Below are 15,512 nucleotides of genomic sequence, written 5' to 3'. Positions count from 1 at the left end.
CGATGGCCCGCCGTGGTGGGCCGGCTCCCCGACGCGCGGTACATCACGCCGCCATCTTGGCCTGCATCAACTGCGCCAGTCCGCGCCTGCTCCGGCATGGCGTGGGTCTGGCTGCCTATGGGATCGCTTAGGGTGAAATTGCAGCCTGACACTATGGACGCGGAACCAATCCATAGCGGGCCATCACCGCAACCAGGGCCGCCTTGTCGGGCGGCCCGCCGGCGCTCGCCGTCGCCTGCACGTCCAGGAAGTACTGGGCACCGATGTCGGGCGACTGCACGATGAGGGCCCGCGCCTGTCCGTCGAACGGGTTCGAGAACTGGTGGACGCTTCCCTTCGGGCTGTACATCCACTCCCCGGCGCCAAGGTCGCGGGTATCGGCATCCACGGCGTACCGCAGCGTGCCTTCCAGGACGTAGACGCATTCGTCGTTATTGGCGTGGCTATGCGGTGGCGGAACGTTGGAGTTCGGCGGAACCGTGAGCTCGAACATACCCACGCTACCGGTGTTGGAGCCGTCCACGAGGTAGCGGATGGACAACTGGCCAATCTGGATGATTGAGGGGTCGGTCATGTCAGTCCTCCACCGACGTAGACAGACCATCATGCTCCTTTCTCCCTCCCAGGGGAAGGGCCTCTCTTGGCCGAGCCTTTATGATCTAAGGTGCAGCGGCGTGGCGACCGCGGTCGCGCGCCGTTTTTTGGCCTTGATCGCAAAGGAGGTTCCCTAGTGGTTAGATCCGCGACGACAGCATCGAATTCTTTCCTTCCCCGTACCCATGTCGCCGGTTACTGGCGGCGCCGACGGGAGAGACCCTGGCTGGCGACACTGCTGCTGGCATCGATGCTGTGTTGCATGATGTTCGCCTGGCAGGCCCGGGCCGTGGGCCTGCTGCCCCAGCCGGCCAAGGAGGCGGCGGCGTCCCAGGCGCTGACCCCGGCGGCGCTGGCCGACCTGCTGGAGAATCCCGATGCGCGCAAGGCGCTGGTGGACGAGCTGCGGGCGCAGGCCTCCGGCGCGAAACCCGGCGCGTCCCAGGCCGCGAATGCCGCCAAGGCGTCCGCGCAGCCGGCCGAGCCCGGTCTGCGGGAGCGAGTGGCCGACAATGTGCAGCGCTTTCTGACCGGCCTGGCCAGCGATATGGGGCAGGGCGCGGACGACATGCGCGCGCTGGCCTCGGGACGCAGCCTGCGGATGGACGGCGACACCGCCAGCAACGCCTTGCTGCCCCTGGCGCTGGCTGCCATCGCCACGATTATTGCCTTCATCCTGCTGCGCGCGATCGCCGTCCGTATCTACGCACGCATCGATCGCTGGGTCGCGGCACAGGGCCGCGCGCCCGAAGCGACGCCCAGGCGCGGCGCGCCGACCTCCCTGCGCGCGCTGTACCGGCGCATGGGCGCCATCGTGGGAGCGCTGGCCATCGACGTCGGCGTCGTGGTGCTTGCCGCCCTGGCGGGCGCCGCCGCGGCCCTCTGGCGCACGCCCGGGCGCGGCACGCTGGACACCCTGGCCCTTGTGTTCCTGCAGGCGTTCGTGGCGGTGGAGATCGTCAAGGTGCTGATCCGCACGGTGTTCGCCGTGCGGCATCCCAGCCTGCGCCTGCTGCCCATGTCCGACGAACTGGCGCGGTACTGGAACACCTGGCTGGTGCGCATCGCCATGGCGGCGGGCTACGGCACGCTGCTGGTCGACCCTGTGATCACGGCCACACTCTCGCCCGCCCTGGGCCGGCTGGCCAACCTGGTCATCATGCTGGCGGTGTACGTGTACGCCGTGCGCGTCATCTGGCAGAACCGCCAGTCGGTGCGAGAGCGCCTGGACCGCCGCGCCGCCGGCGCGACAACCTTCATGGGCTCTCGGCTGCGCGTGCTGTCGCGCGTGTGGCACGTGCTGGGCATCGTCTACTTCACGATCCTGCTGGTAGTCAGCCAGGTCGACCCGACCAACGCCTTGCCCTTCATGGCCCGCGCCACCGCGCAGACGCTGCTGGTTCTTGCCGTGGGCAGCTTGCTGATCCTGCTGCTGAACACGGTGCTGTCCAAGCCGATCAAGCTGCCCGAAGACCTGCGGCGGCGCCTGCCGCTGCTGGAGGCGCGAGTCAACGCCTACGTGCCGGCCATTCTGAAGCTGGTGGGCCTGATCATCCGCATCGTCCTGCTGCTGCTGGTGCTCGATGCGTGGCATGCCTTCGACCTGTCGCGCTGGCTGGCCTCGGACGCCGGGGCCGCCGCCATCAAGATGGTGGTGAACATCGGCATCGTGCTGCTGATCGCGGCGCTGGCCTGGACCGTGACCGCAAGCATCATCGAGCACCGTCTCAGCCAGAGCGAGGGGCGGGGCATGCCCAGCGCGCGCGAACGAACCCTGCTGGCGCTGTTTCGCAACGCCGCGCTGATCGTCATTGTGACCATGACGGTCATGGTGCTGCTGTCGCAGATCGGCATCGACGTGGGGCCGCTGATCGCCGGCGCCGGCGTGGTCGGTCTGGCCATCGGTTTCGGCTCGCAGAAGCTGGTGCAGGACATCATTACCGGCATCTTCATCCAGCTCGAAAACGGCATGAACGAAAACGACGTGGTGCAGGTCGCGGGCGTGTTCGGCACGGTCGAGAAGATGACGATACGCTCGGTGGGCATCCGCACGCTGGACGGCGGCTATCACCTGGTGCCGTTTTCGTCGGTCGACGTGGTGGCCAACCACATGCGCGATTTCTCCTACCACCTTGGGGAATACACCATCGCACACCGCGAGAGCGTGGACGACGCGATCGCGCACCTGCGCGCCGCCTTCGCCGAGCTGATGACCGATTCGGTGCTGGGGCCTGAGATCCTGGAAGAGATGACGGTCGCGGGCGTTACCGCGGTCAACGAGAAGGGCGTGACCATCCGCATCCTGATCAAGACCACGCCGGGCATGCAGTGGGCCGTGCAGCGCGGCTACAACCGCCTGTTGAAGAAGCACTTCGACGCCGCCGGCATCGAGCTGCCGTACCCGCACACCGTCGTGTACTTCGGCCAGGACAAGCGGGGGTATGCGCCGCCGGCCAATGTGTTCGTGCAGCCCGAGCGCCCCAACGAGGGCGGCAATGCCCGCGCGGCGGGGCACACGCGCCGCCGCCTGAAGCCGGAAGCGCCGGGCGAGGATTCGGCCGAGGTGCTGGGCAACGAGCTCGAAGCGCGCGAAGACCCCGACGCGACGCGCACGTAGGGGCTTGGCAGAGGCCTGGGAGGGCCTGAAGTCAGACTACGATTTCGGCACTTATGTGCTGAGAAATTGTGGTCTGACTTTCTTTCGCGGCGGGTTCCATAGTCACCAGGAACGTACCCGCGAACACACTGATCTCTAGAAATTCGGCCAAACTGATCCGGTCGCTTGCCGAATAACGCAGGTACGATTGGGAGCGTATTGCCCGGCGCAGGCCGCGACGCTGACGCTACCGTCCCAACGAAAGGCATCGAACTGCCATGTCGGCAGTCATGCCCACACCGCTATCGTTCGTTTCTCTTTGCCTGGCCCACGAGTCGTAAATGAAGCTGCTGAAGCAGCGTTTTGAGGAAATAATGAATTTTTGGGTCCCTGTCGTCTTCGGTACGTTCAAGCTCCTCGTGTTGGGCACGGGCATGTTTCTCGCCATCAAGTCTCACTACGATGGAGAAAAAAAGGAGAAGAAGGAGAAAGAGAAGGAAGAGGAGATGAAAGCCCAGTAAGGGGTCAGACTACAATTTCGGCAATGATGGGCTGGGAAATTGTAGTCTGACTCTTTTCCACCCTGCGCGCATCAGCGGCTGCGCTCGATCACGCGTCTATTTCCCTGCCGGCTGCACGTCAACGTGCCGCGATACTTGTCGCACAGGTCATCCAGCAACGCCGTCACACACGCGCCGCTGACCGGTTGCGCAATGACGACCGTGTCCACGTCACCTTTCAATTGAATATCGGCGTTTGAGTTGCGGCGCAGGCCTTCCGCGATGGAGCCCAGTGTTCGGGGCGCCCCGGAAAAGGCCTCCCCTCCGGCAGGGAATCGCTGATTGAGCTGCGTATATGCCAGCCACCACAGCACCAGCGACATCAATATGAGGAAAAAGCCGACGGGCGCTCTCAAGCGATATTTATCAATCCACAGAATTATCGGCGGATCGTCCGGCCCGGCGCCTCGACGGAGCAACAAGTACACCCCTAGCGCCAGGAACCCCAGCCCCAGCACGACAAGCAGGACCAGCATGGTCAAATCCAACCCGGGTAATTCGCGCACGCAGCTTAGATCCATGGTTGCTCACCGTTTCGCAGGGGTAAAGAACAAGACCAGCAATTGCGACTGCTGACGAAAATCCATCAGCACGAAACCTTGCCCGATCTCGAACTGGCTGTTGGGACTCCACTTGATTGTCTGAGGCGCCTGCTTGCCGCGAAATACCTCGGAAATAACCAGGCTGTACTTTCTTGAGAATTCCCCGATTTCCGCGTCCATCTGCTTGACCGGCAAATCGGCATGAACGACGGCCTCGCGGAACAGACTGGCCCGACTCAGAACGGGCAAGGCGGTTTCAATGAATTTGCTGTCGCTTAAGGAAGCCGGATCGCCGGATTGCGCAAACGCCACGTAGCGCGCAAAAATCTCGGACGCAATTCGCAACTGCGCATCAAATGCCTCCTGGCCAAGCAGCGCATTGACGACCGCACGATTAGCCCCGACACCCGAGAACCCGAATTCGCATTCGCGCCCGCTGCTGTGTCTTTGTACGGTGCACATGCCATCAATGCTGTACGCCAGGTATTGCTTCGATGCGAATGGGCATTCGCAGCGTCTCAGGGGCGCCGGCTCAGGCGCGGCGACGCCAGTCTGGCCGCTGGCCTGGGCGTGAACGACGCCGCTTGCCATCGCCACCACGGCGCCCATGGCCGCCAGGATCTTCAACGGAAATCGACGGTTCAGCATGCATGTACCTCGTCTTTCCAGCAATGGGTGCGAACGAGCGTCCGCCGCCACATTTGATATCGGGATGACGTGATCCGAGCGGGATTAATCCATAAAAAGGCGTCACACCGCCCGGGATGGTATCCACATCGCCCATCCGTCCCCGCGCGCAGGGACAGCGCCGCCGCACGCCTCCTTGCCCTGCGACGGCATGGCGCTTGCTGCACGACGGCAGCGGCGCGTGGGGTTCCGGCGCGCCGCGTATGCATACGCCGGAGCCCGATGATCAAGGAGCAACCATGGCAACCCTCAAGGAACGAAATGTGGCGATTCTGGCCGTCGATGGCTTCGAACAGGTAGAGATGACCGGCCCGCGTGACAGCCTTCAGGCAGCAGGCGCGCGCACGGTGCTGATTTCCGCCAAGACTGATCCGATCCTGGGCATGCACCACGACAAACCCGGCGATCGCTTCCCCGTGGACATGACTTTTTTACAAGCCGCGTCGGAACCGGAGGTGTTCGACGCGCTATTGCTGCCGGGCGGCGTGGTGAATGCCGACGAAATCCGCATGCAGCCCAAGGCTCAGGAATTCGTGCGCGCGATGTTCAAGGCGGACAAGCCCGTGGCGGTCATCTGCCATGGCGCCTGGCTGCTGATTTCTTCAGGCGTCGTGCAAAACCGCACGCTGACCAGTTGGCCGTCGCTGCGCGACGACCTGGTGAACGCAGGCGCGCAGTGGGTCGATGAGGAAGTCGTGGTCGACGGATCGCTGGTGTCCAGCCGCAAGCCTGACGACATCCCCGCCTTCAGCCGCGCATTCATTGAATTGCTGCAGTCGACGACGCGTTAAGCGCCCGGCTCATCAGGCGGCGGGCCGGCGGCGATGCCGGCGCCTTGCGGGGTGGGCGGCGCGGGCGGGGGGCATGAGGTCTGGCGAGGGCAGAACCCAGAGGGTTCAAGTGTAGAGGACCCACAGAGAGTAGACTGGCTCCTTCCCTTTGCCTCTTCGAGTCCCTATCCATGATTGTTAAAGCCTTGCGTGTCGGCCTGGGCCAATTGATCGTCGCGGGCGACGCGCTTACGCGCCCGCGTCCTCAAAAGCGTACGCCGCAAGGCCAGGCCGCCGTGAACAGCGAGGCGGCCTCGCTTGCGCTCTACCAATTTCACGCCTGCCCGTTTTGCGTCAAGACGCGACGTGCCATGCATCGGCTGAACGTGCCCGTGGCGCTGTATGACGCCAAGCGTGATCCGCAAGCGCGCGAAGCGTTATTGGCAGGTGGCGGCAAGGTCAAGGTGCCTTGCCTGCGTATCGAAGAGGCGGGCGGCACGCGCTGGATGTACGAGTCCAGCGACATCATCGCCTACCTGGAACAGCGCTTCGCCAACGTTGCCTGACGGCAGTACGCGCAGATGACGCGCCTTGCCCTCCGAATGACCCTGACGCTGTGCGCGGCAGGCGCGCTGGCCAGTTGCGATTCTTCGCTGCCTCCGCCGCCGCCCGGGTCGACACTTACCGCCGAAACCATCGCCACGCGCGAAACGCCGCCGGAACGCCAGTTCAAAGGCGTGCTGGCCGGCAAGCCCATTCACTTGCTCGTCAATAACTGCAAGGTCTACAAGGTGGACGCGGCCGAAGGCGAGAATGTGAGCTGGACGCTGGTATTGGAGGGGGATTTCTATCCGCTGCCCACGTCGTGCATCAGCCAATCGCTTACCGAAGGCAAAGGCTTCATCACGGCCTTCATCGGACGCCAGGCGTTTGGCGCAGGCGGGTGCTGCACGGGCACACCTGAATATCGCTCGAAAGACGGGCTGAACTGGAAGCCGCGCTGACCGGACACCGCCTGCCGCCATCGACTGGCGGCGTTAACGATCAGTCAGCGGGGAATTGTAGTCTGACTCTTTTTTCGCATTCCAGTTGGCGGCGAATTCCTTCGCGTCCATATCGTTTCCTGCCGGGTCCTACTTCCTGTCCACGGCCCGGATCACGTTCGGCTCGGCCTCGGACGCCGGCGTGTAGTACAGCGTGGGCGCCCGATACGTAAGGTCGCGCAGCGCCGCATCCAGCTTGGGCAAATTGAAACTGGCTGCCCCCGGCGCCTGCCGGAAATCGTCCAGGCTGGCGGGCAACCGCGTCAACGTCAACGAGTCCATCGTGCAGGTGGGGCCGAGGGACGTGTCTTCGCACGAATCCGGCGTCATGACAGGCTGATCGACGGGCAACACGAAACCATCCGTCAGCACGGCCTCGCCCGCTACGAGCGTGATCGCCGCGATCGGCGCGAAAAGCAGTTCGGCTTCGATGCCGGGCGCAGGCGCGGCATCGGCCTGGCCCGCATTGAACGCGATCTCGCCGTTGATCCGCCAGCGCACCTCGCGCGCCGCTTCGTCGCAACCGCCACCCACCCGCAACAGCACCTCGCAACCCTTGCCCAAGCCGTCTTCGTCTTCTTTCCCGGATGGCGATTTTGGCGTGGCCATCTTGAACTCGCGATCCACCGCGTAATCCAGCGTCGCGATGCCGATCTTCTTCAGCCTCTCCATGGCGCTCTGGGGCGGCACCGTTACGGGCAGCTCGGTGCGGGGCTGATGATAGGTGATGCGGTTGAGCCGGTATTCGCCCGGCCACACCGGAATCACCTGATACAGCAGCTTGCCGCGCACCGTCTGGAACTGCAGTCCGGGGTCCGTCGGATCCAGCTTGTGGTCCCCCGCGCCAGCGCTGATCGCGTAGCCCTCTTCCGTCTTGTGGTTCCAGTGCACGAACGTGCTGCGCTGACGCACAAAGCGGTCGCGCGTCGCATCATCCTCGAAGTCGCGTTGGGGCCCGGCGTCCAGGTTCAGGGTTGGAATCACCAGCAGCGCCATTCCCTCCTGCCGCGCGTTGCCCAGCAATTCATCCACATTCACGCGATGGCGCTCCACCAACGCGGCGGTGCGCGCGGCGAAATCCGGCTCGGCGGGCTGGGCAAGCGCCAACGCCGGGGCGAAAAGGGCAAGCAGGCTGACGCGGGCAAGCGGGGGGAAAAACGGCATCGTTCTGGGTTCCTGTGTCCGAGGCGGGAAGGAACGGGACATTGCAAGCGGCAGAGCCAGGCAATACCCCGGCGGGGATAGGCCAGGCCATGATATCGCGTCGGCCCCGCCCCCCCGCCCGCGCAAGCATCAGAACCGCCCGCGCAGCGTCAGCATCATGTTGCGCGGCGCGCCGTAGTTGTTGCGGTTCTCGACATAGCCCGGGTACTCGTAATACACCTTGTCGAACAGATTGTTCACGTTCAACGCCGCCGTCCAGTTCGACGTCAGGTCATACGCGACCCGGGCATTCCACACGCTGTACGACGGCCGGCGCACCTTCGAGATGCTGTTGGTCAGCGCGCTCTGCCAATTCACGCCCGCCCCCACGCTCAGGCGGTTCAACTGGCCGGGCAAGCGGTATTCGCTCCACAGGCGCAACAGGTGCCGCGGGGTTTCCTCGCTGAAAGTCTGGCCTTCGCGGTCTGGGTCGCTCAGGTACTTGTTGCTGTTGAAGGTATAGCCCGCCGCCACTTGCAGGCCCCGCATCAGCTCGCCGCTCATCTCCGTCTCGAAGCCCTGGCTGCGCACCTTGCCCGCGGCGCGTGAGCAATACCCGCCGTTGCACACCGGCCCCGCCTCGTAGTCCTGCACCGCGCGGTTCTTCTGGTCGATGCGGTACAGGGCGAACGACGTGTTCAGCTTGCCGTCCATCAGCTCGCCCTTCACGCCCACTTCGTAGTTCGCGCCGACGATGGGCTTCAAGATGCTGCCGTCCAGCGTGGTGGCCGTTTGCGGCTCGAAGATATCCGCATAGCTGGCGTAGGCCGACCACTGCGGCGTCAGCGCGTAGACCAGCCCCACCATGGGCGTGAACTCCGCGCTGGCCTTGGCGGTACTAACATCGTCCCACGTCGCGGCCTGCGTGGTGTAGCGGCTTTCAAACCAACTGAAGCGCCCGCCCGACACCAAAGTCAGGTCTTCCGTCAGGCTGCTGCGCAACTGCGCATAGATGCCTTTCTGCACATGCGGCTCATAGCGCGACGTGCGCTGAGAATCCGGAAAGCTGTCTGGCTTGGGCACGTGCGGATCGGGGTGGAACACGTCCAACGGCAGATAGTTGGAGGCATACTCGATGCGGTCCTTCGACGTCAGCCGCGACATGCTCACGCCCACCGTCAGGTCCTGCGCCATGCCCAGCACCGTGAAGCGGCCGTTCACATTCGCATCAAAACCGATGTGCTCCGCCGACTTGTCGTAATTCCACGCGTTGCGCATCGGCCCCATCAAGGTCACCGGGTCCACCGCGCCCGTCGCGTCCAGCGCCGAGGTCAGGCTCGTCTCCTTCACGTAGGTGGCCGCCACGTTCACGCGCCAATCGCTGTTGAAACGATGCGTCAGGTCCGCAAACACCTGCGTCTCGTCCCGGTCCCACTGGTTCCAGTCCGCGCCCAGAAACGTCGACCGCTTCAGCCCCAGCGAACTGCCATCGCTATAACGCGGCAGCCCGCCGAAGAACGGCGTAGACCGCAGGCGCGACACCAACACGCCAGCGCCCACCGTCGTGCTGGGTGACAGGTCGTAATCCAGCGCGAGGTATAGATTGGTGTTGCGCTCCTTCACCACATCAATGAACGAACCCTTGGAATCCAGATCCAGCACCGCCCGCGCCCGCAGGCTGCCATCCGCGTTCAAGGCCCCGCCCGCATCCAGCATGCCGCCCACGTGATCCCACGAGCCCGCGCGCGCCTCCATCAACACCTGCGTCTCGGCGGTAGGGCGCTTGCGCACCAGGTTCACCGAACCGCCCGGCTGCCCCGCGCCTTCGAACAGGCCCTGCGCGCCGCGGAACACCTCCACCCGGTCCAGATACGCCGTGCTGCCGGTAAAGCTATTGCCCACCGCATAGAAACTGCGCGACAGCGGCACGCCGTCGTACTGGATATTCGTGATTTTGAACCCGCGAGAATAAAAATTGCGGCCGCCGTCGGCCACCTCGCTGATCGTCACGCCCGTGGTGTTCTCCAGCACCTCGCTGATCGTCGACAGGTTCTGGTCGTCCAAGCGCTTGCGCGTCACCACCGTGACCGACTGCGGAATGTCCTTCAGCGCCTGCTCGGTCTTGCCGATGGTCGCCATGCTGGACCCGTAGGACTGCGTGCCTTCCGTCTGCGCATGATAGGCGCCCGTCACCAGCACCGGCGCCAGCGTGCTGGTGGCGGACGGCGGCTCGGCCTCCACACGGATGCCGCCGTCCACATTCACCGCGCGATAGCCCGTGCCCGCCAACAGCGCGCGCAAGCCCTCTGCCACGCCGTACTGGCCATTCAGGCCCGCGCTGCGCGCCCCGCTCAACTGCGACGAGGAATACCCCACAGAAATCCCCGCCTGCCGCGCAAGCGCGGCCAGCGCGTCATTCAACGGCCCCGGCGCAATCGCGTACACGCGGGCAGATTCGGACTGCGCCGCCGTGGCCGGCGCGGCCTGGGCGTAAGCGGGCGGCGGCGCCGTCATGGCAGCCAAGGCCGCCGCCAACGGCAGCAGCACGGTAAAGAAGGGTTGGGGGCAAGCGCGCAAGCAAGCCCGCGCGCCGGACGACGGCGTCGCGGCCCGGAGACGATGGGTCTTCACGAAAGGGATACTCCAATGAGGGTCGGTCGGTGCTGGGCCGTGCGCACGGCTACAACCGGTATGACGAACGAATTCGCTCATCCCCTCAGATTTTTTTGTTGCCGGGCCGCCCCAAGACAAAAAGCGCCCCCTCGGGGGGCAGCAAGCCGCAGGCGCAGCGTGGGGGCATTTTTTGTTTGTTCAGCCCCGCGCCCGTTCCGGCGCCCGTGCGCGGGCCCGAACCCGCGTCACCCGCCCGCCCCACCACAAGCGCCCCGCCTGCGGCTCCACCGGCAGAATCTGGCGCAGCAGCGCCAGCACCTTGCGCGTATCGTCCAACTGGAACACCCCCGACACCGGCAACCGCGCCACCGCCGGGTCACACTCAATCGCCCCGTGATAACGCGACAGCTCCTGCAAGAAGGCGTCCAGCGGCATATCGCGCACCGACAAAGCCCCCTCGACCCAGGCCCCACCATCCATCACGCGCACATCCACCGGCGCAAGCGCCCGCACGCCTTGCGGCGTCATCCGCGCAGACTCCCCGGCCCGCAACGTCGCGCCCGCCTCGCCCGCGCCATCGCGCGGCAGCAACGCCACCGCGCCTTCATCCACCGCCACCTCGCTGCCGTCGTCCCACTGCCGCACCCGATACCGCGTACCCAGCGCCTGCGCCCGCCCGTCGCGCGTCTCCACGAACAGCGGCCGCGACAACGGGTCTTGCCCCGAAATCACATACACCTCGCCCGCCAGCAAACGAATGCGCCGCGCCGGCCCGCCGTAATCGATATCGACCGCCGTCTCCGTATTCAGCACCAGCGTCCCGCCATCCGGCAGCGCGACGCGACGCCGCTCGCCCCGCGACGTGGACACATCGGCCAGCGCCTGCCGAACCGCCGGCACCTCCCCCGCCCGCCACGCCACCCAACCGCCCGCCGCCAACGCACCCAGCGACATCAAGGCCTTGCGGCGCGACCGCCGCGCCTGCGCCGCCTCCGTCTGCCGCAGAATCCGCGCCGCCGCCTCGCCCGGCATCTCCGCCGCCGGCCGCTGCAAACGCGCGCCCAACGCCTGCAAACGCTCCCACACCAACGCATGTGCCGGCTGCGCCCGCAGCCAGGCATCGAACGCCTGCCACGCCGACGCGTCCGCCGTGTTGTATTGCAGCTTGATGCGCCAACGGATGGCCTCGTCCAACACCGCCCGATCCGCCGCGCCCTCCGCACCGTCCTCCGCACGGGCGCCTGGCGCCCCTGGCGACACGCCCGCCCGATCAAACCCCATAGACCAGCCGATAGCAGTGCTGCAACGCCTGCGCCAGATAACGCTCCACCGTCGCCACCGACTTCCCCACCTGCCGCGCAATCTGCGGGCACGTATGCCCCTCCATCTGCGCCAACAGAAACACCTCGCGCACCTCCGGCTTCAACCGGCCCAGCATCTGCGCCACCTGCTCCAGCGACTCCAGAATCAACAGCCGCGATTCTTCCGAGGGCCAATGGCTCTGCGGATAGGTCTGCAACACCGCCAGATAACTGCGCTCGATCTCCAGCCGCCGCCAGTGGTCCACCAGCAACCGGTTGGCGATGGTGCGCAGGTAGGCCCGCGGCTCGCGCAGCGCGGTGTCAGACGGGGAGGGGGAGTTTGCCGACAGCAGGCGCACAAACGTGTCCTGCGCCAGATCCGCCGCGCGATGCGCATCGCCCAGCTTCAGCCGCAGCCAGCCGTGCAGCCAGGAATGATGATCGCGGTACAGCGTCGCGATACCGGCGTCGGGACTGGCGCTGGGGGTGGCGGGCATGGGGATATTTTGGGAATGGGAATTGTTTCTATTATATCCAGACGAATACCGGCCTAAGCCCGGTGTTCGTCCCCCATGCCCGCCGGTGTGGGCGGGTCTTGCGTTGGTCGGGCGCCTACTGCAACGAAGCCGGCGCGTCGTGCAACACGCCGCAAGGGTCCGCATCCCCGCCGCAAGCCCGCGCCTGCTCCAGCATGGCGTCTGTCAAGGTCCCCAGGTGGTCGCATAAGCCTTCCACCCCGCCCATCAATGCCGCCACCGTCCATGCATCTAGCGGCTGCCCGCCGGTCGCGTCAGGCTCGGACGCGCTGTTGCCCACCATGCGGGCCATGGCCGCGATGGCGTAGCGGGCTCGGTCGATTTGGTAGAGAGGGGAAAGGGGGACCAGGCCGCGCTCGGGGTCAGAGTCGACGGACCAGGGGTTTTGGGTGAGAGGGTGGGATTGCATGACAGGCTCCAAAGACAAGTTAGGCCTGCTCCCCACTTCCAAATGGGGTGGGCGGGCACAAGGCAAGGTTGGAAGACCGGCGTCTTTGGAAACCGGCGTGCGCGAACGCACCCTCGCCAAGGCCCGCCCATAGGGACGTGCAAAGGCGTTCGGACGTGAAAATGCCGCCGAAGCGGCGGCTGTCCGCCAAAGACATTACCGGCTTCCAAACCGGGCTACCGTTGTGGGGTAGTGAGGGGAGTATACGGCGATGGCGGAGCCTTAGCGGCTAAGGGAGACAATTTGACGACAGTGATGCCGAATTCTCGTTAAGGCTAGATCTGCTATCGACCGAGGCTGTGTGAAATCGCGATTTACTTGCGATTTCGAGGATCCTTCACCCCTTGCCAATCTCACGAAAATCGATCCCGTAGCGATCTGAGGGATCGAGATTGCAGGCGTCTTTGACCAGCCCACGTTTTCACACAGCCTCGACCCAAAGCCGCCGGCCGCATGACAATAAATCTATCTAGCCCGCAAGAAAAGGCATGGATTTCTATCCGGCGAATGACGTGAGAGGCATTTAACCATTTTCTATATGTTGCTGGGATTATTGAAAGGGATAATGCTAGCCAATCCGTCATCAACATTAAGACCGTAGGAAACAGCTATTTCTGCCAAAGAGAGACCACACTTCTGTCGTAATTTAAAAAGCGCTCGCTCAAGCATAGATACTTGAACAGGTTGATCAAGCAGGATAAGCTGATGGGCTTCAAGCTTGCCACTGAATTCTTGACACGCCTTTCTCAATTGCCTTAGTTGTTTTGCTAAATTGGAATCGCTCGGCAAATTTTGTAGGGCTTTAGTCAATTCAGATCTGATATTGATAACGCTCTGAGCGCAATGGCTAACACCCTCCATAGCGATAGGATTGAAAAGAACTCGCTTGTCCTCAAGGAGAGTGACGATTTTCTGCGCTTCGTCGGCTTCTATTGTTGGAGCATTCCACTGAATCCCGAATATGGGGCAACCAAGGCCAGTAATATTTTTATAGATTCGTTCAAATTTCAAGATTCATTCCTTGGGTAGACGCATAACACCTAAAAAGTCATGCTGAGAAACAGACTCGATTCGAGTAGGCTGCTAAATAGCATCACTCGGCAGATTACGATGGATGCGATTCCTCCTGTCAGACATAGCATTACGGCGCATTCGTGGCGATCCATCCAAACTCGCGTAACGCGAACCCAAGGCTCTGCACCGCGAGGTCTGCGTCGTCCTCGTCGGGTGTGCGGCTCTGACGGCGAACGCGCTCATTGTCTTTGCCACGCGCGTGCAAGCGGGCGATCAGGCCGGCAATGGTCTTGATGCAATAGTTATCCTCAGACACCTTTTTTGTCAGCTCGCCTAGATCCTCGGTAAACACCGAGTGCGGCTTCCCGTTTTCCTGTACCAGCCAACGGGCGAGGCAGACTACCAGGGCATTGCGGCATTGATCGACCACCGAAACGGGGGATTCCCGATGCGCGGCGTCTGCTGCTCGGTCAAGGGCGCGCGTGACATCGGCATGGAAATCCACATTGATTTTCCCCAGGTCGACATCTGGCAGCGCGCCTAAGTAGCTGCGCGATTTCAACGTCACCAGCACCGCACCACCGACCGAAAATTCCGTCTGGACGACTCGCCATAACGACCAGGATTCAGCCGTTCCGAGCGCCAATGTCGTGCCGATACCGGATCTGGGCAATCTAATCAATTCCCGGCACGGCTCGTAGGGATATACCGTCCGACGGAATCTAAACTCATCCACTCTATCCGCCTTCGGAACCGACGTAAGTTCCTGGGGCGGGTGGTCAATAATCTGGTCCGCGGGCCAAGGTTTTTGCGTCTCTGGCTGATACAGGTTGCCGCGCCTCAATCTGGACGTGGGATCGAACGACAATTCCTGGAAGATCCAGTGCTTATTACTCAACACCCCACTGGAGGGAAGGTCGTTCGCTTGGAATTCTCCCGTCACAGGCGTCGCCTGCGTGACAGTGGAACCAAAAGGCATTGTGCGATTCGCTGAGTCTTTACCCATATAAATGTGCATGGTTTGCACATCAATTGCGAATTTCATTCCAGGTATCTCCGAGGGCGATTGAATGGCGGTTGTCCATCCATTCCTGACCGTTTTCACGTACGAGCAGAACTAAATCTGTTACTTGCGAATGATAGATAGTGTACCGATGAACTTGCCAGCCTCCCATATCCCGAATCGACCCTGGTCATGGGCTATGCCGTTGAATGGCTGGCAGTTTTCGCCGCATCCAGGCGCTATCTACGCTATCCAGGGTGAGGACGTGGGCGTTCCCAGCTCGCTACACGTGGAGATTTCCTTGGTCGCCGGTTCTAGGATTCGGATTTCTAGCACGGTATGAGCCTTGGCTGTGTAGGCGGATCGCCAGACCGGCATCACGGCTTGGTGGCTCATATGCGAGGCGATTGATCTGCCGATTCTGGTAATGTAGTCCGCGGGGTTTTTCTGTGCGTCCCTGCGAAGACCGGGCCGCGCTACTCCAATGGGGGGATAGGAGTCAGACTACAATTTTTCTCCCTAGGAACTGAGAAATTGTGGTCTGACACCCTTGTATCTTGGTCCCCGTGGTGATTAGCTATCACCACAGCGGATTCGAGCAGCTTGTTCTGACACCCAAAGCTTGGACTTTGCTCGAAAGATTAAGCCTCGAATCCGCACCT

Annotated in this window: 15 protein-coding genes; 5 read left to right on the top strand and 10 right to left on the bottom strand. The window is 63.2% G+C overall.

Features of this window, described 5'->3' with window-relative positions:
• Window positions 1-151 precede the first annotated feature (151 nt).
• Window positions 152-574 carry a cupin domain-containing protein gene (locus tag AVE30378_RS27350; RefSeq protein WP_129245540.1) on the bottom strand — a complete coding sequence of 141 codons (423 nt, stop codon included), beginning with the start codon at window positions 572-574 and terminating at the stop codon, window positions 152-154.
• Window positions 575-856: 282 nt separating this feature from the next.
• On the opposite strand from AVE30378_RS27350, the gene AVE30378_RS27345 reads away from it, so the two are divergent.
• A complete protein-coding gene (locus tag AVE30378_RS27345; RefSeq protein ID WP_244235166.1) occupies window positions 857-3,211 on the top strand; it encodes a mechanosensitive ion channel domain-containing protein in 2,355 nt (784 codons plus the stop codon).
• 320 nt (window positions 3,212-3,531) lie between these two features.
• Complete coding sequence (locus AVE30378_RS27340; RefSeq protein WP_062681491.1) at window positions 3,532-3,711, top strand: hypothetical protein; 180 nt, start codon at window positions 3,532-3,534, stop codon at window positions 3,709-3,711.
• Between the two features lie 71 nt (window positions 3,712-3,782).
• Here AVE30378_RS27340 and AVE30378_RS27335 read toward each other — a convergent pair whose 3' ends face one another.
• Together AVE30378_RS27335 and AVE30378_RS27330 are read right to left on the bottom strand one after the other, a co-directional pair.
• Window positions 3,783-4,226 (bottom strand): hypothetical protein, encoded by a 444-nt coding sequence (locus tag AVE30378_RS27335; RefSeq protein ID WP_244235165.1) that lies wholly within the window; start codon window positions 4,224-4,226, stop codon window positions 3,783-3,785.
• A 51-nt stretch (window positions 4,227-4,277) separates the two neighbouring features.
• Entirely contained in the window at window positions 4,278-4,940 is a 663-nt protein-coding gene (locus AVE30378_RS27330) for a hypothetical protein (protein WP_129245536.1), read from the bottom strand.
• A 278-nt stretch (window positions 4,941-5,218) separates the two neighbouring features.
• On the opposite strand from AVE30378_RS27330, the gene AVE30378_RS27325 reads away from it, so the two are divergent.
• The 3 genes from AVE30378_RS27325 (at window position 5,219) to AVE30378_RS27315 (ending at window position 6,753) form a co-directional block, all read left to right on the top strand.
• Window positions 5,219-5,770 carry a type 1 glutamine amidotransferase domain-containing protein gene (locus AVE30378_RS27325; protein ID WP_088148307.1) on the top strand — a complete coding sequence of 184 codons (552 nt, stop codon included), beginning with the start codon at window positions 5,219-5,221 and terminating at the stop codon, window positions 5,768-5,770.
• Window positions 5,771-5,940: 170 nt separating this feature from the next.
• On the top strand, window positions 5,941-6,315 hold the full coding sequence (locus AVE30378_RS27320; protein WP_129245534.1) for a glutaredoxin family protein: 375 nt from the start codon (window positions 5,941-5,943) through the stop codon (window positions 6,313-6,315).
• Window positions 6,316-6,351: 36 nt separating this feature from the next.
• Window positions 6,352-6,753: a hypothetical protein gene (locus tag AVE30378_RS27315; protein ID WP_425265797.1), complete on the top strand. Its 402-nt coding sequence runs from the start codon at window positions 6,352-6,354 to the stop codon at window positions 6,751-6,753.
• Window positions 6,754-6,882: 129 nt separating this feature from the next.
• Here the strand turns inward: AVE30378_RS27315 and AVE30378_RS27310 are convergent, their stop codons facing one another.
• The 7 genes from AVE30378_RS27310 to AVE30378_RS27280 all read right to left on the bottom strand — a co-directional run bounded on the left by AVE30378_RS27310 (window position 6,883) and on the right by AVE30378_RS27280 (window position 14,892).
• Complete coding sequence (locus AVE30378_RS27310; protein ID WP_129245531.1) at window positions 6,883-7,956, bottom strand: hypothetical protein; 1,074 nt, start codon at window positions 7,954-7,956, stop codon at window positions 6,883-6,885.
• A 129-nt stretch (window positions 7,957-8,085) separates the two neighbouring features.
• Window positions 8,086-10,566 (bottom strand): TonB-dependent siderophore receptor, encoded by a 2,481-nt coding sequence (locus AVE30378_RS27305; protein WP_244235164.1) that lies wholly within the window; start codon window positions 10,564-10,566, stop codon window positions 8,086-8,088.
• Window positions 10,567-10,746: 180 nt separating this feature from the next.
• Window positions 10,747-11,745 (bottom strand): FecR domain-containing protein, encoded by a 999-nt coding sequence (locus tag AVE30378_RS27300; protein WP_244235163.1) that lies wholly within the window; start codon window positions 11,743-11,745, stop codon window positions 10,747-10,749.
• Window positions 11,746-11,818: 73 nt separating this feature from the next.
• Window positions 11,819-12,346, bottom strand: a complete 528-nt coding sequence (locus AVE30378_RS27295; RefSeq protein WP_129245527.1) for a sigma-70 family RNA polymerase sigma factor — start codon at window positions 12,344-12,346, stop codon at window positions 11,819-11,821.
• Between the two features lie 115 nt (window positions 12,347-12,461).
• On the bottom strand, window positions 12,462-12,794 hold the full coding sequence (locus AVE30378_RS27290; protein WP_129245525.1) for a hypothetical protein: 333 nt from the start codon (window positions 12,792-12,794) through the stop codon (window positions 12,462-12,464).
• Window positions 12,795-13,367: 573 nt separating this feature from the next.
• Window positions 13,368-13,844 carry a DUF6650 family protein gene (locus tag AVE30378_RS27285; protein ID WP_129245523.1) on the bottom strand — a complete coding sequence of 159 codons (477 nt, stop codon included), beginning with the start codon at window positions 13,842-13,844 and terminating at the stop codon, window positions 13,368-13,370.
• 130 nt (window positions 13,845-13,974) lie between these two features.
• Entirely contained in the window at window positions 13,975-14,892 is a 918-nt protein-coding gene (locus tag AVE30378_RS27280; RefSeq protein WP_129245521.1) for a hypothetical protein, read from the bottom strand.
• Between the last annotated feature and the right edge of the window lie 620 nt (window positions 14,893-15,512).

The sequence above is a fragment of the Achromobacter veterisilvae genome, from assembly GCF_900496975.1.
GTDB classification, from domain to species: domain Bacteria; phylum Pseudomonadota; class Gammaproteobacteria; order Burkholderiales; family Burkholderiaceae_B; genus Achromobacter; species Achromobacter veterisilvae.
This window is presented reverse-complemented; position numbering and strand designations above follow the sequence as displayed.